The organism is Calothrix sp. NIES-2098 (assembly GCF_963875125.1).
GTDB lineage: Bacteria > Cyanobacteriota > Cyanobacteriia > Cyanobacteriales > Nostocaceae > Aulosira.
The window spans coordinates 7,273,820-7,292,698 of sequence record NZ_CAWNKJ010000001.1; the positions used below are offsets into that span (position 1 = coordinate 7,273,820).

Genomic DNA, 18,879 nt, shown 5'->3' on the forward strand with positions numbered 1-18,879 from the left:
TTTGAGAGCAAAATAAATTTATTCTGATTTTATGAAAATGCTATCTGCTTGTAGAACTCTTCCGTCTTGAGGGTTGTAAAGTTGATCGAGCGCTCCCACATATGTAAAGCCCCAGTTTATAAGATTATTATAGACATCATTAAATAAGGGCTGGTTGTCATAGAGTGTGACAAATGATGTTTCTGTAATTACTAACCTGGCATTTTTTATGGTTTGCTCTCCACCCCGTAATACTTGATACTCATAACCTTGTACATCTATTTTGACCATATATGGATTAGCGATCGCCAGTTGTTGTGCAATATTATCTAATCTGTCTATCTTTACTTCAAGAGTTTCAGTTGCTTGAGTTTTAGGAAATGCTTTTTTGTGTACATCTGCTATCTTTAAAAAAGAAGAAGATGGTGAATAAGCGTTTCTTTCAAATATCAAACTCCCCGATTCATCTCCTAAAGCCAAATTAAATGCACTAAATGTCTTACAGTCTGCCATACGAGCTTTAAGCTTTTCGTAACAGTCAGTCAGTGGCTCAAATGAGTAAATACGTGCTTTGGGTAGCAATGTATTGATAGTGAGCGCAAACTGGCCAACATTGGCACCGATGTCTAGAATTGTTTCGATATTGAGCGAGTGGAACCAAGGTTGATTAAGTAGTAAAAAAGTATTGGGAATACCACCTTGGTAACGAAGCATTAAGAGTTGAGGATTTTCAAGATAGCCTGCTATTGAATTAAGGCGACGAGTAAATTCAGTGAGTAATGCCATTTTTTATATTTCTCATTTCTAATAAATGTATTTGTTTTAAAGCATAAGGAATAAATAATAGACTTAATAAGTAACCAGCATTACCTAAAATAGCACCAGTCAATCCTAAGCGGGAACCGAGGAAATATATTAAGCTCAAAGACAATATACCACTGAGTAGATTAATAACTAAATTTATTTGCACAGCATCAACTGCAAACAGAATATAGTATCCTACTGCATTCATGGAATAAGTAGTATAGATGATAGTAGCAATGCGAAAAGCTAATATAATTTCATCTGTTACTTTTGATGGCATGATTAAGTACATAACCAGATATGCACTGATAAATAAGAGAATACCTATTCCTAAAGCAGTCAAGATATTAACTTGAAATGCTCGTTTTATCTGAGATTTTAATATTAGTAAATATTCTTGAGGATTGGCTATCAAATTACTTAATGCAGGAAGCAGTGGTTGCACAATTAATGCTGACAAAACATTGATTTGCGAAGTAATATTTGTGATAGCTGCATAAACACCCAGAATTTCTGTACCCATTAATCCGCCAACAATTATGCGATCGCACTGCGTAAATAAAACTCCTCCTAAAGAAGCAAGCCATGTCATCAAACTGTAGCGAGTAATAACTAATATCTTTTTACGGTTCCATACAGGATACAGCTGAAGATGCCGCAGGATTAACCACCCTAACCAGATATGAGCAATCAATATTCCCAGATTGATGATGGCTTGATACTGCATTAAAGCAAGCGTTTTTCCTCCTAACCCAGCAACAATTAACAGTCCCACATTACTGGCTACTGACTGTATAGTTATCACAATGTTCATAGCAGCATATTGCTGATAGGCTTGCTCTACACCGATGATGACTTGCTGAAGCAATCTTGCCCAAACTACTATTCCCGCGATTTGCAGTGCTTGTACAGCCGCCAAACGCTGACTATTTTCTAACTTAGGAAAATAATTTACAAGATTTTCTGCACCCAACCAAAGAGCGATCGCTGCTAGAGTAGCCAATATCAGCATTGCTCCAACAGTTATTGTTAAAGTTTGCGATAGGCTTTCACTATCTTCCCTGCTTAAATCTTGCGATACAAATACAGTTGTGGTTGTGGAAAGACCAGCCTCAGCCAAAGTAACCATTGTCACCACAGCAGAAGCTAGTGTCCATAGCCCATACTCTTCAACGCCAATCAAGCGAATTAATACAGGTATTGTGAGTACAGCTAATCCAATCCTAATGGCTCCTGCCGCAGCATTATATAGCCCATTTTTTAATAATTTATCGTTCACTCAGACAATGATGATTTCTAGTTAATCGCTGCATTCTATCTCACATTGATAGATAAATTTCCTTCCTTGTGCAAATTGGTGAAATTTGTAGAAGACCCCGATAAACATCGTGCTATTACTAAGTCCGAATTTTCAGTGTCTGAACATCAACCTTTCCATTCTTGGAGTGTCCATTTTGATGGTAGTAACCCTTGGAATAGTAGCCACCATAGCTGCTACCAGCAGTAATACCATTGACAACCATTCCCAAAACCCGTTGTCCAGACTGCACTAGCAGAGTTTTTGTAGCACTAGCAGCCGCAGAGTCAACCACACCAGGACGCACAACTAGCAAAATTCCATCTACTAACTTGCCCAATATTTGAGCATCAGCAACTGCTGTTAAAGGTGGAGCGTCAATAATCACAAAGTCATAATTACTGGTAGCTTCTTGAATCAAACTCACCATGCGTTTTGACTCTAGGAGTGCGGCTGCATTTGGTGGAATTGTCCCCGCAGTCACCAAGTCTAAAGTCATCAGCGCTTCTTTGGTGGTGGTTGCTAACTCAGCTTGATTAACTAAAATATTACTCAGCCCTATCAGATTTGATTGTTCCCAAACTTTATGCTGACGAGGGCGACGCATATCTGCATCAACCAAAAGTACTCGACGTCCTGTTTGTGCTGCTGCTACGGCCAAGTTTGCGGCCACAAAAGATTTACCCTCACCAGGAATCGAGCTACTTAGGACAATTACTTTCAGCGTTTTATCAGAAATGCTAAAACCTAAGTTAGTTTGTAGCATTTCAAAAGCTGCGGATTCAGGGGAATAAGGATTGTGAAGTACAGGCAATTCTGCGCTTCCTTCACCATCAACACCTTTAGGTTTTTCAGCTAACGGAATTGTACCCAATAAAGGATAGTCTAACAAGCGTTTGACTTCCTCAATAGTCTTGAGAGAATTATCCGCAGCTTCTAGCATCAGTGCTGCACCTACACCTAGGGCAATTGCTAAAACTCCACCTAGCCCCAAGTTTAAGGGAACGATCGGAGAAACTGGCTTTTCAGGAACTAAAGCATCAGAAATTACTCGCGAATTACCAATGTTTTGGTTCTCTATTACCTCAACTTCCTGCAATTGCTTCATCAACTGTTCGTAAGTAATTTTCGCTACTTGCAATTGTCGCTGTAGCTGTAGCTGCTGCTGTTCGAGCCGAGGTAAAATATCCAAGCGTCTTTGATTGGTTAAGTATACTTGCCGCAATGTAGCTACTCGATTGGTAAATGCCAACCGATCTACTTCTGATTTGACTAATGCTTCAGTCAAATTCTGCTTCAGTACGCCTATCTGCAAATTTTGCTCTGGTACAAATTCTGAACTACCTATGGTTTGCGAAACTCTCCCTTCTAATTGGCTTCTTAAAGCCGCTGCTTTTTGAGCCAGATTAATTACGATGGGGTGTTCTTCACTAAAACGAGTCCGCGCTACTGCTAACTCGTCTTCTGCTTTTTGATATTCTGTCAGTACCTGCTGTATCCCTGGAGATTGGCTGAGAGTACTAAATTCCACAGCCTGTTGTGTATTTAATGCGATTTGACTTTGTAAGGCTTTGGTGCGACTTGTAGCATCGGCTAATCCGGCTTGGGCTTTCGTAATTTCGCCTAATAAATCCTTTAGACCTTCAACACCAGTTTTTGCTTCTACTTCTAGAGCTACTACTTTGTTTTGTTCTTTAAATCGGCGCAAGGCCATTTCTGCCTTTAAAACTCTTTTTTCTACTTCAGGTAATTGCCGATTCAAAAATTCCCTTGCAGACCTAGCTTCAGCTCTATTGGTGCGAACATTGCTTTCTAAGTAATAATTCATCAAGGAATTAAGTACCGTTGCAGCTTCCTCGGGATTTGTACTGTTGTAGGACAGCTGCATGACATCTGTTCCTCGAATCGTCTTCAGTTTCAGCTTTTTGAGAAACTTTTCAATTGAGAGTGGTTTACCCGATTTATCCTTCAGGTTAAGGCTAGCAATGGTTTTTTGGACTATGGGGTTTGAGCGAATCACCTCAGCTTCTGTATCCACGGGGTTGCTGAGGTTAGTCAAACCACTCAGTTCTCCTACTTGTGAAGATAGACCAGTCAGAGATGAAACTCCGCTTTGTTTGTTGAACAACAGTTTGGCTTGTGATTCGTACACTGGTTTTTGCACAAAAGTGACTAATGCTGTTAGACCAAACACGGAGCCTATCACAACAGCTGTCACTGGCCAACGCCTTTTGAGTATCGGCCAGTATTCTTGAAAATCAATCAGGTCACGGTCGTCTCGCTTAGTAGGCATAAATAATGTACCGAAAAACCACAAATAATTTGGGCTGGCACTGCTCTAGGTGCAAACACAATTATCGCCCCAACAAAATTAACCGGGGATGGCTAGTTCTGCAATTGATCAGAAATTTTCCTTAAAATGTTCTGATTCCCAAAATGTCCCGACTATTTTATACTAATTTTTGTTCTTTAATTCACCAAAAATACTACCTTTGATAAAGTTATTGGTCTATATAGACTATAGTTATTAATTTCAAAATCAGACATAAATATTTTTTATGCTTGATTCTGAGGTTTGATTGAAAACTAATACTAAGTAATTTGTTTAATTCTCTTATTTCTGTAAAGTCCACTGAGGTGCTAAAGTACCTGTGAATCAGTGTATTCCTGCCTAGGGTATAGATTTTACGCTTGATTCCAATATCCAAGAATTATTTTTTGGGAAATAACAAGTCATGTAAAGTACTTATTTCCAAAATAGCTGTCGCTATGTTAATTTTTTTTGTGATAAAAGGGACTAATTATTATCGCAGAAACACTTAAAATACTCTTAAACTAAACTGAGCTAATCAAATTTACTTAAATTTACTTTATTATCCAGCCATAAATTGGCAAATGGAAATACATACTCAAGGTAATGAAATTTTAGGGTTAAGCATCTTAAAGCACAAAAATTCTACTACCTATAGATCGTTTATCTCAGACTTTAAGAGTAGTATAAAATACTTATGTTCAATATACCATTTCACGGTTACAGGGGAAGCATTCAATTACTCAAAATCCCACGCTTCATGCCTGTATTGCTTTTGGTAGGAGATATTTTCAGCTTATTTGTCTGTTTGGGGGTGGCCTTTTGGTTACGCCAAGGTCAAATATTTGAGGCTTTTGCTCCGGTTGTTTGCGTATTTATACTGCTAGTTCTGGCAGGTCTTTATCTGGCAGATACGTATCACCCAGATACTCAGATAGCAGGTTTGCGTGCTCCGGCTCGGATTGTGATTAGCAGTGCGATCGTTGGTGCGATCGCTTATGCCTTAATTTACCTACTGGGTTGGGGTCAGCACGCACTGATAGAGCAAGGAATTTTACTTGTTAGCCTAGGAATATTTACCATCTGGGCAGTAATCTTCAGATTATGGGCAGTTAAGTGGTTGCGATCGCACGCCGAGCAAAGTCTGTGGTTAATGCTAGGTGCAGGCAAAAGCGGTATAAAATTTGCCCAATTGTTCCTCGAACACAACCCATTGGGACGATTGGTAGTGCTTGCAGAACCAGAGCCAGAACTGAGCGAATTAGCCAAAAGCTCATCTCAGTTAAGTTACGGAGGTGCTTTCAATGACTTGTCTGCTTGGAGTCAGCAATCTTGGTCAGGGGTAGTAGTAGCCAGCCCAATGGATTTTTCGGATACCCAGGTGCAGCAGTTAATGCAACTACGACTGCAAGGTATTCCAACTTACAGGCTACCAGATATTTGCGAAACCCTATGGTACAAACTCCCATCTTCCCTACTAGAGGATAGCTGGTTAGCTTTTAGCGCTGGTTTTAACTTAGTACCTGGTGGTATTAGCTTGAAGGTGAAGCGGTTGGTAGACCTGATACTGGCAGGTTTGTTACTAATCTTTTTATTTCCATTGATGCTATTAGCAATAGTGGCAATCAAGCTGGACAGTCCAGGTTCAGTGTTTTACAGTCAAGTCCGTACAGGATTGTACGGTAAGCCATTTAGGGTTTACAAATTTCGCTCCATGTATCAGGATGCTGAAAAACGAGGGGCACAATGGGCAAGTCAACGAGATCCGCGAATTACGAGAGTAGGGTATTGGCTGCGAGTTTTGCGAATTGACGAACTACCACAAATTTTTAACGTGCTACGCGGAGATATGAGTCTGATTGGCCCCCGTCCAGAAAGACCAGAGTTTGATGTCAAGCTCAAAGAAGCAATTCCTTACTACGAGTTGCGTTATTTAGTAAAACCGGGAATTACAGGCTGGGCCCAGGTGCTTTATCCCTATGGTGCTTCAGTTGAGGATGCTTATGAAAAGCTGGCTTACGACCTCTACTACATCAAAAATTATTCCTTATGGTTGGATATAGCGATCGCCTTTAAAACTGTTAGGGTTGTTTTGTTAGGAAAAGGTAGATGAAAACAAAAGTATTGGTAACAGGCGGCGCGGGTTACATTGGTTCCCATGTGGTGCGCCAACTAGGTGAAGCTGGTTATGACGTGGTGGTTTACGATAATTGCTCTACAGGTTCTCCGAAAGCTGTACTGTATGGTGAGTTAATTATTGGTGATTTAGCAGATACAGACCGTCTTTACCAAGTCTTTGCCAAACATCGATTTAGTGCAGTGCTGCACTTTGCCGCTAGTTTAGTTGTACCAGAATCCGTTGCCAATCCCCTTGACTACTACGCTAACAACACCCGCAATACCCTGAATTTGCTTCGCTGTTGTAATGTGTTGGATGTTAACCAATTCATATTTTCCAGCACTGCCGCAGTGTATGGCGAACCTGAAGAAAATCCAGTTACAGAGTCTACCCCTACTTTACCGATTAATCCCTATGGACGCTCAAAATTGATGAGCGAATGGCTAATTCAAGATTACAGTTTAGCGTCTCGTCTCAGGTATGTTACTCTGCGTTACTTCAATGTTGGCGGTGCTGACCCTTGTGGAAGGTTGGGGCAAAGTTTGCGCAATGTAACACACTTAATTGCAGCGGCTTGTAATGCTGCACTCAAACGCCAGTCAGAATTGCGAATTTTTGGCACAGATTTTCCTACTCCAGATGGTACTGGAATTCGGGACTATATTCATGTTGAAGATTTAGCAGCTGCTCATGTCGATGCTTTACGCTACCTAGAACAAGGTGGAGAAAGCCAAACTCTCAATTGTGGTTATGGACAAGGTTATAGCGTCCGACAAGTAATTGAACGGGTCAAGGCAATTTCTGGGGTAGATTTCCCTGTGATTGAAGCAGACCGCCGCCCAGGAGACCCCGCTTGTGTGACAGCTTGTGCAGATAAAATCCGGATGGTACTGGGCTGGGAACCTAAATATAACGATTTGGATGCGATCGTGTACACTACCTTTGCTTGGGAAATGCATCAGGAAAGCCTTCAACAAGCAACAGGCGCGAGGCAAAAACTTGTGTCCATCAGTAAGGAAAGAATTGCCAGATCTAAGCTGAAATTGCCTTTAAGTTACCTAAATAAACCTCTGGCAATCAACAATGAATAATTTATCGCCAATAAACACTGAGAAAAACTACTTATATAAGGTAATACAAATTCTCAAAATTGATTACTCAGAAACTCTTGGTCATCAGGCTTTCTTAATTTTGAATTGCGAGAAAGGGGTAATTTCATCATTCAGATGCAGGTAAAAGATAAATTCCCCCAGAGATTAATGTCAGAATGACAGAAACCCAAAAAGCAATCAAGGCTGGGGTTTGCCACTCTGGTGAGAGGGGTGCAATTAAAAGTGCGATCGCAATTATTTGACTCACGGTTTTGAGTTTACCCCAAATATTCGCCCCAGTGATTTGAGTTTGATTTACCCGCCAACCAGCGATCGCTAGTTCTCGCGCTAAGATAAGAAACACTCCCCAAGCAGGCACTTTGCCTAATTCAATCAACACCATCAACGGCGCAAGTACTAAAAATTTATCTACTAAAGGATCGAGAAACTTTCCTAAATCGCTAATTTGGTTGAGTTTTCGCGCTAAATAGCCATCTAACCAATCAGTTAATGCAGCGACTAAAAAAATTGCCAGACATATCCACTTGGCTTGGTTTGTAGGGTTGTATAAGCCGTAAAGCAGAAATGGTATCCCTAATAAACGCGAAAACGTAATCCAGTTGGGTATGGTCATAAGCAATTCAAAATTCAAAATTACCTTTAGTGTAAATTAAATCTTGAAATACTTGTAATTTCCTAGTTATTACCACATCGACTTTCGTACCTAAAGACAGGGAAATGATGGGAGCATTACGCAATATATTAAATTGTATCTGGGTCGATATTTAACTCTCGCAACTTAGCAGCTAATCTTTCTGCTTTTTGTTGAGCAATTTCTTTTTGCTGACGTTCTGACTCTGCGATTTCTTCAGGTGTAGGAACTAACTCACCTTGTGGCGTAAAAAATCTTACTAACCCTTGATAAATTCCCAAATACAACTCTAACTGTTGACTCCACAAATGCCCTTGATTATTGGGTTCTAGAGGTTGATATTTACCATCAACTAAATGAAACCCTGCGAATTCTAAGGTGTATGGATCGAACCAAAAATAATCGGGAGTACGGAAAGTATTTTGGTAAAGATTTTTCTTCAACCCTCTGTCAGTATTAACTGTTGATTCCGAAAGAATTTCTAAAATTAGATTGGGATATTTACCATCTTCTTCCCACACCACCCAACTTTTACGAGTTTTGCGTTCTGTATCTAGTACAACAAAAAAATCGGGGCCTCGGAATTGTTCATCTTTGCGCTTCTTGTGACTATAGTAAATTGTGAGATTTCCGGCAGCGTAAAAATCATTCCTATCTCGCCACAACCATTTTAAACATTTGAGTAAGAGCATGATTTGCTCTAAATGTAGTTCTGTTTCCAAGGGAGGCTCATCAGAGTATAAATCACCTGGAGGCAAGATAACATTTTCTGTGATGTCTTTGATAGTCTCTTGATTATTCTCTAATTCTTGAGCTAGGGACATAATTTTGGTGAGAGTATTAGTAGTTTATGGGTTTATTTTAACTCTCGTCAGTAGTTAAAAAGTCTGCGGTTTCTTAGTAGATATGTCTTTGAGCGTGTTGATGCTGGGAAATAAATCCTCAAAATCTTGTTTGTCTCTGACTGTAAAGTAGCGGAAGCTATGCTACAAGGTGAGATAAAAGCTCTTCCCATCTTGCTAAAATCATGTCTGTGTAATCTTTGCAATTAATGTTATAAGCTCCTATAGCGAAACCATCGTTCATCTCTACTAGAGCAGTTTCTCCAGAATCCAAAACTCCAAAATCAATTGCATATCCTGCATAGGATTCTCCTGCATTATCCAGAGTTTTGATAGCGCGATGGACTTTATCAATATCTAGTACAGCATTGGCGTTCCCATCATAACAATCGATACTTCTAATTTCTGAGCGAACAACATAGATGCGATACTCACTCAGCCAAGACACTACTTCTGAACACAGCAACTTTTCCTGACGCGATACTCCATAAACTCGGTATAAATCATATTCTGATTCAAAGACACAACCTGTAAAGCGTTTGCGGCGTACAGCAGGTTTAGCAAATATTGAAGAATATTTGGCGTTGCGAAGTTTTTGTTCTAACTCTAAAAGCGTAGATGTCCATATCCGACGGTGCATGAAGTTGCTCAAAGAAGGGGGATAATCGTTTGGTAAAGGTTCAGGGATACCAAGCTGTTTTAATGCACCTAAAACACAAGGCATATCACCCACAACTAAAGAACAATCGTTGAGTGAAAGTTGTCGCCGCTGAATTCGCTTTTGGGTATAAAAGGTGATGGGAATGCCACGTTTTCTTAGTTCTTCAGTAACAAGTTGCTCCTCGTGTCGAAGTTTGCCATTACCTTGTTCTTGAATAAAAGCTTGAGAAATCAATACTAATTCACAAAGTCAATCATAAATTGCTTTAGTTTGATAGCCTGAAACTATCACCCCACCAAAATCATACAAGAGGCAGAGTTGCTGTCAATACTTAAAATTATTGCCTAAAAAATGATTTATATCACAGATGTTGGATCTCCACATCTCTGCCTAGGCGTGGGATGATCTGTGTTCTGAGATTCTCTAAATTATACGAACCATGACTCAACAAATAGATTCTGAATTTCGCATCGAACGAGATTCGATGGGCGATCGCCAAATTGCTAGTAATGTTTATTACGGTATCCAAACGCTGCGGGCAATCGAAAACTTCCCTATCAGTGGACTAAAGCCCTTATCTACTTACGTAGATGCTTGTTTATTAATTAAAAAAGCTACTGCAATTGTCAACGGCGAACTGAGTTGCATTCCCCAAAACATTAGTCAGGCAATTGTGCAAGCATCGGAAGAAATACTTGCAGGAAAGTTGCGCGATCAATTTGTTGTCGATGTTTATCAAGCTGGTGCGGGTACTTCCCACCACATGAATGTTAACGAAGTTTTGGCGAATCGCGCTTTAGAAATTCTGGGCGATGAAAAAGGTAACTATAAGCGCGTGAGTCCGAATGACCATGTGAATTACGGACAGTCTACCAATGATGTAATTCCCACAGCAATTCGCATTGGTGGATTATTGGCACTTGCGCATACATTACACCCAGCCTTAGATAATGCGATCGCAACCTTGGAAGCCAAAGCTACAGAATTTCAAGATATCGTCAAGTCTGGTAGAACACATTTGCAAGATGCTGTACCTGTGCGTTTGGGTGAGAATTTCCGGGCTTGGGCATACATCCTTGCAGAACATCAAAACCGCATTTACACCGCCTCTGGAGATTTGATGGTGTTGGGTTTGGGAGGTAGTGCGGCTGGTACGGGTATGAATACTCATCCTCTTTATCGGGCGCGGGTTGTAGAAGTGCTGGCCGAATTGCTAAATTTGCCTTTGCAACCCGCACCGCACCTCATGGCTGCAATGCAGAGTATGGCACCATTTGTAAATGTTTCCGGTGCTGTGCGTAATTTAGCCCAGGATTTAGTGAAAATCTCCCACGACTTGCGGCTAATGGATTCCGGGCCAAAAACTGGATTCAAGGAAATTCAACTACCGCCAGTGCAACCAGGTTCTTCGATTATGCCAGGTAAGTATAATCCGGTGATGGCAGAGATGACATCAATGGTATGTTTTCAAGTCATGGGTTACGATAATGCGATCGCCTTAGCAGCTCAAGCCGGACAATTGGAATTAAATGTGATGATGCCGCTAATTGCCTATGATTTGATTCACAGTATCGAAATTTTGGGAAATACCATCGCCGCCCTCACAGAACGCTGCATCAAAGGCATTACCGCTAACGAAGAACGGTGTTTGGCATATGCTGAAGGTAGTTTAGCTTTAGTTACCGCCCTCAACCCTCACATCGGTTATCTGAATGCGGCGGCTGTAGCTAAGGAATCCCTAGAAACTGGCAAATCCTTGAGGCAGATTGTCTTAGAAAAAGGACTGATGAGTGAGGCAGAATTAGCCACAGTCTTAAATCTCGAACAAATGAGTGGTATCTTACCCCTCACCGCAGAATCAGGCAAAGTAGATTAGAAAGATAATAGAAAGATATAAGAAAGAAGAACTTCTTCTTTCTGTTATCTTTACTAATCTTCTTTATTATCCATGCAGACCCAAAAACCATCGGTCAGTTTAATCCGTGCTACTTCTTACGAAACCGAGACTTTACGAGAGTCTTTAGTGACGCTGCTGGAACCTTTTGGGGGAATGGCAGCTTTTGTGAAAAGTGGCGATCGCGTTTTACTCAAACCTAATCTCCTCACAGGGGCGCGTCCTGGTAAAGAGTGTACTACCCGCCCCGAACTGGTTTACGCAGTTGCCCAGATGGTCATAGAAGTTGGCGGTAAACCCTTTTTAGGCGATAGTCCGGCTTTTGGCAGTGCGAAGGGTGTAGCTGTAGCCAATGGCTATGCACCGATTTTAGAAGAACTCAAGCTGCCCATTGTAGATTTTCACGGTCAGCGTTACGAAACAGTCAGCGAGAATTTTAATCACCTGTTGTTATCGAAAGAAGCAATGGCGGCGGATGTCGTGATTAACCTACCGAAGGTCAAATCCCACGCCCAACTGACATTAACTCTAGGAGTTAAAAATCTTTTTGGTTGCGTTCCAGGCAAGATGAAAGCTTGGTGGCACATGGAAGCTGGCAAAGACGCCAACCGCTTTGGGGAAATGTTAGTAGAAACAGCCAAAGCTATTAACCCCAACTTAACCATTTTAGATGGCATCATCGGTCATGATGGCAATGGCCCTAGTAATGGAGAACCTCGTGCCTTGGGTATTTTAGCAGCAGCATCAAATGTATTTGCCTTAGATCGGGCAATGGTAGAAATTCTCAACGTCCCACCCCAACAAGTACCCACCGTCGCAGCTTCCCAACGATTAGGAGTGTGTCCAGAATTAGCTAATATTGATTTTCCTCACTTAGAACCTGAATTACTAAAATTAGAAGATTGGCGATTACCAGACAAGTTAATCCCCATCGATTTTGCAATGCCACGCGTGATTAAATCAACGTTTAAACATCTTTACATTCGGTTTATTCAAGAACCAATGACTGCTTATGGTAGACGTTAATTGATTAAGTGCAAACTTGGCTACAACAATTGCCACTTTTCGCAGAGTAAGCTATAACTACCCTCCGATTGCTTAACCAGACCGCCCTAGTTTAGCGGCGGTTTTCTCATAGATTAATTTGTTATAAAATTTTTCATCAAACTCTGCATTATTAATCAATATCATTTCTGCAACATTTAGTAAATTTATTTAGAGTTCTAGTAGCTTAAATGTTTAAGAAATCTACCTATATATAGATTGACACAATAGGAGATATTACTAGTATCTGGCAATTTAAATTCTGGCAGATTCTGAGTGTAGGAAATTAATTAATACTACCAAACTAGATAGATATCTGGATTTTCCCGATAGAGATTTATGGTTAAAAAAATCTACCTTAATAGTTAGCCAGAACGCTTGCAAATTTTTAAGTGTAACTACTGTTGATGTGTTAGGTAATATGATAGATAATCGGTGGTTTTGCGGTATTGATTTGAAGTAGCACAAATTAGGCAATTATCCCTAAAACTACCTTAGACAAGGAATTTGAAGATGTTATACTAATGCAGTAAATGCTAAATACCTGAGTAAATTCGATCTCATCTCATAATTCAAAATGTGATTTCTAATGCTGAGATGCCAGCTATAAATATGCCAACAAATACACTGTAGAGATAGTGATATTTAATAGCCAACACGACGTTAAAGCAAAAAATGTTTGTAATGAACTTTATGTCAACTTTCTGAGGTAGCAAATATATATTATGACAGTTAGGAAACTGGTTAAGATTCTGTATCAATTCAGATTTTACAGCTAAAAAATCGTTAAAATAGCATCAAGGCTCTCTTGAAGAGAGTAAAACTCAAAGTGATTTGGTGAAGTTCAAATTTTTTGTATGAATTCAAATAGCCAGTCTGCCAATAACGATACATATTCCCATAGGTTGGCAGACATTGTGGGAACTGCGATCGCTCTGTTAACTCTGACACTCCCTGTATTTGTCATTGCTCATTATTCTTCAGCGAATGTTACCCATAACCAACAACCTCTAACTTATAATTTGCCTAAAAGTCCAGATTAGGCAGTCTCATCAAAAAACTTGAGAAGTAAGTATCCAATGAGTAATAAACTCTAAACCAGCACGAATATCCAGCAAAACAAAGAGGATAAAAACTCTTGTAACTCTGGTAGGGCGTAACTTGGATGGTTGTTGAGGAGTTAGGTTATCTACATCGTGGCGATCGAACTCCACTCTAATTCAACCAGCAATCCCAGATGCTGCTAGCAATGGGAAATGTCAATACTGAAAGCAAGCGCGGCGATCTCTAAGTAATCGCCGCTTTTTTTCGCAGAATAGAAGATTGTTGCTTTCACTTATGCAAAACAAAAATTAGGCAGTTCTGTTCGCTGTTCCCGTAAGTTAAAAGAATACCTTGGGAAGAAGTCCATCTTGGCCCTAAAATTCTACACGGGGAGCCTATATTGCTGACGCCCAAAATTTACTGTGTTAATAGAGGAGCTTTTTTGTGGACTTATCCCGTATACCACCCCAGCCAAAACCGGGTCTAATCAACGTTCTGATTGAAATTCCAGGCGGGAGTAAAAATAAATACGAATTTGACAAAGATCTACAGGCCTTTGCCCTAGATCGAGTACTGTATTCTTCGGTACAATATCCTTATGACTATGGCTTTGTACCCAATACATTAGCTGATGATGGCGATCCTTTAGATGGTATGGTCATTGTTGATGAACCAACCTTTCCTGGCTGTATCATTGCAGCAAGACCGATTGGCTTATTAGAGATGATTGATGGCGGCGATCGCGATGAAAAAATTCTTTGCGTTCCTGACAAAGACCCGCGTTATGCTCAAATACAATCCTTAAAAGATTTACCATCACACCGCTTGGATGAAATTGCTGAATTTTTCCGCACTTATAAAAATCTGGAAAAAAAAGTAACTGAAATTCTCGGTTGGCAAGATGTCGATCGGGTAAAAGCATTGGTAGAAAAGTCCATCAAAGCTGCTCAAGGCTAATCGCTGATGGTAATGGGTAAGCTCTCAGTTGTCAGTAATGCAGAAATTTATTTTTGTATTATTGACTATTGACAGATCGCCCATTACCAATTTTGTTGAATCATGGATTCATGATTTCATCGGTACAAACTAGCTAAAAACCTAGTTACCATAGTCAGTAATCAATAAAATCAAAAACTTTTGCTTTTTGCGGCTCGCAAAAATTGCTAGTAAATCTAAATCAAATGCAGCGAACTCTCCTGTCAGCCAAAATTCACAACTGTACCCTTACAGGGGCAAATGTCAACTATGTAGGTAGTATCAGTATAGATGAAATTCTGTTGCAAAAAGCTGGTATTTTACCCTACGAACAGGTACAAGTAGTGAATAAAGCTAATGGCGAGCGCTTTATTACCTATGCAATACCTGCTCCAGCCTACTCAGGAGTAATAGAATTGAATGGGGCTGCCGCACGTCTAGGCATTATAGGCGATCGCCTGATTATAATGGCCTACGGGCAGTTTACTCCGGAAGAGTTACAAAATTACTCGCCTAAGGTCGTCATTGTAGACGAAAAAAACCAACTTTTGGAAGTACGGCACTACGATGACCTGCTCAGTAAGGTCTAAAATGCAAGGAAAATGTCAAATTTTGAGCTGTCGGGTTCCCAGAGCTACGTAACTGAGAAGCAAACTACCCCACTCAGTAGTTCAGCCACAGAATTTTTAGTGCAATTCTGGGGTGTTAGAGGTTTGATTGCTACCCCAGCCAGTAACACCAACCGCTACGGGGGGAATACTGGTTGTGTAGAAATACGTGTAGCCGGAAAAGAATTGATTTTTGATGGAGGTACGGGCTTACGAGTATTAGGTAAAACTTGGCAGCAGCTACAACAGCCAATAGAGGCCCATTTATTTTTTACTAACTCCCAATTAAATCGCATTCAAGGCTTTCCCTTTTTTGCCCCCGCATTTATTGCTCAAAATAAATTCCATATCTACGGCGCAGCAGCCTCAAATAGTGCCTCGATTAAGCAGTGTCTTTATGACCAAATGCTTCAGCCACACTTTCCCTATCCTTTACAGGTAATGCAATCACAATTGCATTTCCACAATCTCAATTCGGGTAGCGAGGTCAAGCTAGATGATGTCTCGATTAACGCAGCATTGATCAATAAACATCAGCGATCGCTTGGCTACCGCGTTACGTGGCAGAATTTTAGCGTTGCCTACATTACAGATTTGCCCAAGACTCCCGATAAAGTAGAGCAGGAAAGGATTTTACAGCTAATTGAAGGGGTCAATTTCTTCATTGCTAACGGTACTTATAATCCCCCCACAGCTCACAACCACGATCTAGCCGATCTACAATGGCAGACTGCTGTAGATTTAGCCGATCGTGCGGGTGTTAAAAGCTTAGTTATCTCTCATTATCATCCAGATGACGACGATGAGTTTTTAGATCGGGTTCAATCTGATGTTAAGTCTGTCTTTCCCAAAGCAGTTTTAGCCTCTGAAGGTATGATCTTATCTGTGGCTAAGTAGGGCGATGAGGAACCAGGAAGCAGGAAGCAGGGAGCAGGGGGAAAGAAATAAATGACACTTTACCTTTAACTCTTGACTCATCAAACTGGCTGAAATGCCGTTTTTGCTATTGAATTTACTACCTGGCTTAGTTGTTGAAGTTTGTTAGCTACAACTCCATTTATTAATAATTCTGCCGCTTTAGCTAGACCCGATCGCATATCTGGACAAACGCCACTTTGCCAAAGGTAAAATCCGCCATTCCACAAGGCTGTTTGTGTTAATTCTATAGGATTACCCGCCAGAACTGCTTGCATTTCGGTAAGTAGTTCTTCTGTTGTACCAAGGGGGACATTTTTAGTTGTAAAACCGTAATCGCGCGGTGCGAGGTGCAAGCGATCTAGTTCGCCGGAGGGTGTTGATAAGCCGATGATAGCTGTGCGATCGCGTGGTAAATCGCAACTACCTTCCAATCCCTTAACTAAAGTATATTTTGTAATATTTTGCAAAGCTAGAGTTAATTGAAATAGCGTTTCTGTAGGTGGATGGACAAATCCCGGAATCATGTGTACATCTCCGGCGTAAGGGCACCAAATTAGCTCCATTGTTGCCAAAGGTGGACGTTTGCCTAGCTGATCGCGGTAATCCCAAATACTGTTAATTAAGGGAAAATGCTGAGGCGTATAAACAAAGCCAATTCCTGTTTGCTCAAATACCTGCTGGGTTTTGTCAAGTGACAAGTTTGTCCAATCGACCCCTAACCCCTGCCAAATTTCTACTAAAGGTATACCGTACTTCGTCGGTAAGCGATCGCCTCCATGCATCACCACTGGTTGGCCAACAGCCGCTAATATTAAAGCTGTAATCGGGCTAATTGGTGCGGTGCGCGTTCTGCCATCATAGGGTATGCCAAAGACGATTACCGATCGCTCAGAAGCTATAGGTTGAAGTTTCGGCCCTAGTTCGTTGTAAGCATCTAACATTCCCGCCAGCTCATCGGGCGTGGGACGCTTGATGCGATGGGCAATTAGAAAAGCTCCGATTTGGGCAGGAGTTGCTTCACCTACCAGCATCATTTTGGTAGCTGTGGCAGCTTCAGCACGAGTTAAATTTTCTCCTGTGTGATTTCCACTCCCTACCTTTTGCAGAAATGGCCTAAATACATTGCTCATGACAGTCAATAGTCAAGGGTCAATAGTCAATACTCAATGGTCAAAGATCAATAGTCAATAGTTATTGGGCTTTGAACTTTTGACTATGGACTTTAGGCTTTGGACTTTTGACTCATCATAGCGTTAAGAAGCCGATCGCTGTTGGTTAATTTGTGGTGGGATATTATCTCGTACTAGTTGCCAAAAATGCTTGATAGGCGGAATTTGCAGACGATCGCCAGTTGTAACCATGACTACCCGCCGTGTCAAACTAGAAGTATCAGGCAAAGTACAATTACTATTACTAGCTAACGGGCGTACTGCCAAAGTCGGGTCAAGCTGGGCTTCCATTAAGGCAGAATGCGGTAACAAAGCGATCAGTTCTCCTTGACGTACCACTCCCCGGAAAGCATCTAAAGTGTTGACTTCTAAAGCTGCTTGCAGTGTGGCTTCTAATCGCTCAAATCGCTCTTGGATTAGGCGTTGCATCCCATAACCATCTTTAAACACTACCTGAGGATAGCGAATTAGCTCAGACCAAGGGATACATTCATATTGGGCGAGTGGATGCTTGGCGGCGGTGAGAACTTCTATTGGTTCTTCATAGAGTACTTCTACAACCATTTCACGGCCAGTAGTGAGAAAGCGATTGTTCATCACAATTGCCAAATCTACCAATCCATCTTTCAATACTTTTAAAGCGCGATCGCTACCCAAAGAAGTTACTCGTAATTGTACATCTGGGTAATCGCGACAGAATTGCTGTAAAACTGGTGGTAAGTATGAAGCACACAAGGAATGTATAGCAGCAATACACAATTCTGGCTGTTTACCTGAGATTAAATCTGTTAATTCCTCTGTGGCTGTTTGCCATTCTTGACAGATTTTCCGCACGCGGGGTAGTAACCTCTCACCCCCTAGTGTCAGCTTGGCGTGAGTGGTTCTATGAAACAGTTCTATCCCCAAATCTGCTTCTAATGCCTGGATTTGGCGACTAATTGTAGATTGAGTGACCCCACATTTTCTTGCGGCTTGTTGAAAGCTGCCAGTGTCCGCGATCGCTAAAAAAGCTTGCAACTGCTCTAGTCGCATTTTTTTGTAGCCTGAATTACATTTATGGCTTTCATTAAGTTAACGGATTTTTAAACTTAATTTGGTAGAGTTTGTTACAAGTGGTTGACTCTGCAAGATTTTAATTTACATTTTTTCGACTTCGCTTTTTACAGCTTTTCTCATCAATATTCATTCTGATGCTGTATTTTTCCCTAAATCTCCGCCACGCAATTTGTTTGCTAGGGATGAGGGAGTGTGGGGAGTGTGGGGAGACAAGGAGGAGCCTCTGCGTTGCGCGGGTTTCCAAGGCACTCCGTTGGGCGGCTAGCCTTCGGCAACGCCAAGGGCGAACGCCGACTTGTTCGCTGAAAGCGTTCCCGAAGGGTAGGAAGTGCCGTCGCGTTGTAGCAAGTGGCGTTGACAAGGGAGATGAGAGGGACAAATGACTATTAACTCTGGACTCGGAACTTTGGACACA

General features: G+C 41.1%; 19 protein-coding genes. 8 read left to right on the top strand and 11 right to left on the bottom strand.

The genetic code is table 11. The features are described from left to right. Positions 1-18: 18 nt before the first annotated feature. The 3 genes from AACU33_RS30600 to AACU33_RS30610 all read right to left on the bottom strand — a co-directional run bounded on the left by AACU33_RS30600 (position 19) and on the right by AACU33_RS30610 (position 4,373). A complete protein-coding gene (locus AACU33_RS30600) occupies positions 19-765 on the bottom strand; it encodes an FkbM family methyltransferase (protein WP_096594057.1) in 747 nt (248 codons plus the stop codon). Continuing rightward, on the bottom strand, positions 749-2,062 hold the full coding sequence (locus tag AACU33_RS30605; RefSeq protein ID WP_096594059.1) for an oligosaccharide flippase family protein: 1,314 nt from the start codon (positions 2,060-2,062) through the stop codon (positions 749-751). Before AACU33_RS30605 ends, AACU33_RS30600 begins: the two co-directional genes overlap by 17 nt. A 118-nt stretch (positions 2,063-2,180) precedes the next feature. Continuing rightward, the gene (locus AACU33_RS30610; RefSeq protein WP_096594061.1) at positions 2,181-4,373 is read right to left on the bottom strand and encodes a GumC family protein; all 2,193 of its coding nucleotides are present in this window, start codon (positions 4,371-4,373) and stop codon (positions 2,181-2,183) included. A gap of 715 nt (positions 4,374-5,088) precedes the next feature. On the opposite strand from AACU33_RS30610, the gene AACU33_RS30615 reads away from it, so the two are divergent. Together AACU33_RS30615 and galE are read left to right on the top strand one after the other, a co-directional pair. After that, positions 5,089-6,504: a sugar transferase gene (locus AACU33_RS30615; RefSeq protein ID WP_096594062.1), complete on the top strand. Its 1,416-nt coding sequence runs from the start codon at positions 5,089-5,091 to the stop codon at positions 6,502-6,504. Next, positions 6,501-7,601, top strand: a complete 1,101-nt coding sequence (galE, locus tag AACU33_RS30620) for a UDP-glucose 4-epimerase GalE (protein ID WP_096594063.1) — start codon at positions 6,501-6,503, stop codon at positions 7,599-7,601. The genes AACU33_RS30615 and galE overlap by 4 nt, the downstream gene beginning before the upstream one ends. 127 nt (positions 7,602-7,728) lie before the next feature. Here galE and pgsA read toward each other — a convergent pair whose 3' ends face one another. The 3 genes from pgsA to AACU33_RS30635 all read right to left on the bottom strand — a co-directional run bounded on the left by pgsA (position 7,729) and on the right by AACU33_RS30635 (position 9,990). Continuing rightward, the gene (gene pgsA / locus AACU33_RS30625; protein ID WP_096594064.1) at positions 7,729-8,235 is read right to left on the bottom strand and encodes a CDP-diacylglycerol--glycerol-3-phosphate 3-phosphatidyltransferase; all 507 of its coding nucleotides are present in this window, start codon (positions 8,233-8,235) and stop codon (positions 7,729-7,731) included. 128 nt (positions 8,236-8,363) lie between these two features. Beyond that, positions 8,364-9,077 (bottom strand): Uma2 family endonuclease, encoded by a 714-nt coding sequence (locus AACU33_RS30630; RefSeq protein WP_096594065.1) that lies wholly within the window; start codon positions 9,075-9,077, stop codon positions 8,364-8,366. 157 nt (positions 9,078-9,234) lie between these two features. Then, positions 9,235-9,990, bottom strand: coding sequence for an ATP-grasp domain-containing protein (locus AACU33_RS30635; RefSeq protein ID WP_096594066.1), 756 nt, complete (start codon positions 9,988-9,990; stop codon positions 9,235-9,237). A gap of 205 nt (positions 9,991-10,195) precedes the next feature. On the opposite strand from AACU33_RS30635, the gene AACU33_RS30640 reads away from it, so the two are divergent. The 3 genes from AACU33_RS30640 (at position 10,196) to AACU33_RS30650 (ending at position 13,737) form a co-directional block, all read left to right on the top strand. Further along, positions 10,196-11,632: an aspartate ammonia-lyase gene (locus tag AACU33_RS30640; RefSeq protein ID WP_096594067.1), complete on the top strand. Its 1,437-nt coding sequence runs from the start codon at positions 10,196-10,198 to the stop codon at positions 11,630-11,632. Positions 11,633-11,704: 72 nt separating this feature from the next. Then, entirely contained in the window at positions 11,705-12,676 is a 972-nt protein-coding gene (locus tag AACU33_RS30645) for a DUF362 domain-containing protein (protein WP_096594068.1), read from the top strand. An 875-nt stretch (positions 12,677-13,551) separates the two neighbouring features. Then, on the top strand, positions 13,552-13,737 hold the full coding sequence (locus AACU33_RS30650) for a hypothetical protein (RefSeq protein ID WP_096594069.1): 186 nt from the start codon (positions 13,552-13,554) through the stop codon (positions 13,735-13,737). A gap of 9 nt (positions 13,738-13,746) precedes the next feature. Here the strand turns inward: AACU33_RS30650 and AACU33_RS30655 are convergent, their stop codons facing one another. Next, on the bottom strand, positions 13,747-13,908 hold the full coding sequence (locus tag AACU33_RS30655) for a hypothetical protein (RefSeq protein ID WP_339376383.1): 162 nt from the start codon (positions 13,906-13,908) through the stop codon (positions 13,747-13,749). Between the two features lie 274 nt (positions 13,909-14,182). Between AACU33_RS30655 and AACU33_RS30660 the strand changes: the two genes are divergently transcribed. The 3 genes from AACU33_RS30660 to AACU33_RS30670 all read left to right on the top strand — a co-directional run bounded on the left by AACU33_RS30660 (position 14,183) and on the right by AACU33_RS30670 (position 16,218). Beyond that, complete coding sequence (locus AACU33_RS30660; RefSeq protein WP_096594070.1) at positions 14,183-14,695, top strand: inorganic diphosphatase; 513 nt, start codon at positions 14,183-14,185, stop codon at positions 14,693-14,695. A 224-nt stretch (positions 14,696-14,919) separates the two neighbouring features. Continuing rightward, positions 14,920-15,303, top strand: a complete 384-nt coding sequence (gene panD / locus AACU33_RS30665; RefSeq protein WP_096594071.1) for an aspartate 1-decarboxylase — start codon at positions 14,920-14,922, stop codon at positions 15,301-15,303. Between the two features lie 12 nt (positions 15,304-15,315). Next, positions 15,316-16,218 (top strand): MBL fold metallo-hydrolase, encoded by a 903-nt coding sequence (locus AACU33_RS30670; protein ID WP_096594072.1) that lies wholly within the window; start codon positions 15,316-15,318, stop codon positions 16,216-16,218. An 80-nt stretch (positions 16,219-16,298) separates the two neighbouring features. On the opposite strand, the gene AACU33_RS30675 is transcribed toward AACU33_RS30670, so the two are convergent. The 4 genes from AACU33_RS30675 to AACU33_RS30690 all read right to left on the bottom strand — a co-directional run bounded on the left by AACU33_RS30675 (position 16,299) and on the right by AACU33_RS30690 (position 18,878). Then, the gene (locus tag AACU33_RS30675; RefSeq protein WP_096594073.1) at positions 16,299-17,369 is read right to left on the bottom strand and encodes an anthranilate phosphoribosyltransferase family protein; all 1,071 of its coding nucleotides are present in this window, start codon (positions 17,367-17,369) and stop codon (positions 16,299-16,301) included. 123 nt (positions 17,370-17,492) lie between these two features. Beyond that, positions 17,493-18,440 (bottom strand): LysR family transcriptional regulator, encoded by a 948-nt coding sequence (locus AACU33_RS30680; protein ID WP_096594074.1) that lies wholly within the window; start codon positions 18,438-18,440, stop codon positions 17,493-17,495. A 150-nt stretch (positions 18,441-18,590) separates the two neighbouring features. Further along, on the bottom strand, positions 18,591-18,713 hold the full coding sequence (locus tag AACU33_RS30685) for a hypothetical protein (protein WP_339376384.1): 123 nt from the start codon (positions 18,711-18,713) through the stop codon (positions 18,591-18,593). Positions 18,714-18,725: 12 nt separating this feature from the next. Then, entirely contained in the window at positions 18,726-18,878 is a 153-nt protein-coding gene (locus AACU33_RS30690; protein ID WP_339376385.1) for a hypothetical protein, read from the bottom strand. Between the last annotated feature and the right edge of the window lies 1 nt (position 18,879).

Bases quoted from the DNA above. Each gene is read 5' to 3' on its own strand.
- AACU33_RS30630 (WP_096594065.1), bottom strand. From the start codon at position 9,077: ATGTCCCTAGCTCAAGAATTAGAGAATAATCAAGAGACTATCAAAGAC.
- panD (WP_096594071.1), top strand. From the start codon at position 14,920: ATGCAGCGAACTCTCCTGTCAGCCAAAATTCACAACTGTACCCTTACA.
- AACU33_RS30680 (WP_096594074.1), bottom strand. From the start codon at position 18,440: ATGCGACTAGAGCAGTTGCAAGCTTTTTTAGCGATCGCGGACACTGGC.
- AACU33_RS30670 (WP_096594072.1), top strand. From the start codon at position 15,316: ATGTCAAATTTTGAGCTGTCGGGTTCCCAGAGCTACGTAACTGAGAAG.
- galE (WP_096594063.1), top strand. From the start codon at position 6,501: ATGAAAACAAAAGTATTGGTAACAGGCGGCGCGGGTTACATTGGTTCC.
- AACU33_RS30675 (WP_096594073.1), bottom strand. From the start codon at position 17,369: ATGAGCAATGTATTTAGGCCATTTCTGCAAAAGGTAGGGAGTGGAAAT.
- AACU33_RS30615 (WP_096594062.1), top strand. From the start codon at position 5,089: ATGTTCAATATACCATTTCACGGTTACAGGGGAAGCATTCAATTACTC.
- AACU33_RS30640 (WP_096594067.1), top strand. From the start codon at position 10,196: ATGACTCAACAAATAGATTCTGAATTTCGCATCGAACGAGATTCGATG.
- pgsA (WP_096594064.1), bottom strand. From the start codon at position 8,235: ATGACCATACCCAACTGGATTACGTTTTCGCGTTTATTAGGGATACCA.
- AACU33_RS30600 (WP_096594057.1), bottom strand. From the start codon at position 765: ATGGCATTACTCACTGAATTTACTCGTCGCCTTAATTCAATAGCAGGC.
- AACU33_RS30645 (WP_096594068.1), top strand. From the start codon at position 11,705: ATGCAGACCCAAAAACCATCGGTCAGTTTAATCCGTGCTACTTCTTAC.
- AACU33_RS30610 (WP_096594061.1), bottom strand. From the start codon at position 4,373: ATGCCTACTAAGCGAGACGACCGTGACCTGATTGATTTTCAAGAATAC.
- AACU33_RS30650 (WP_096594069.1), top strand. From the start codon at position 13,552: ATGAATTCAAATAGCCAGTCTGCCAATAACGATACATATTCCCATAGG.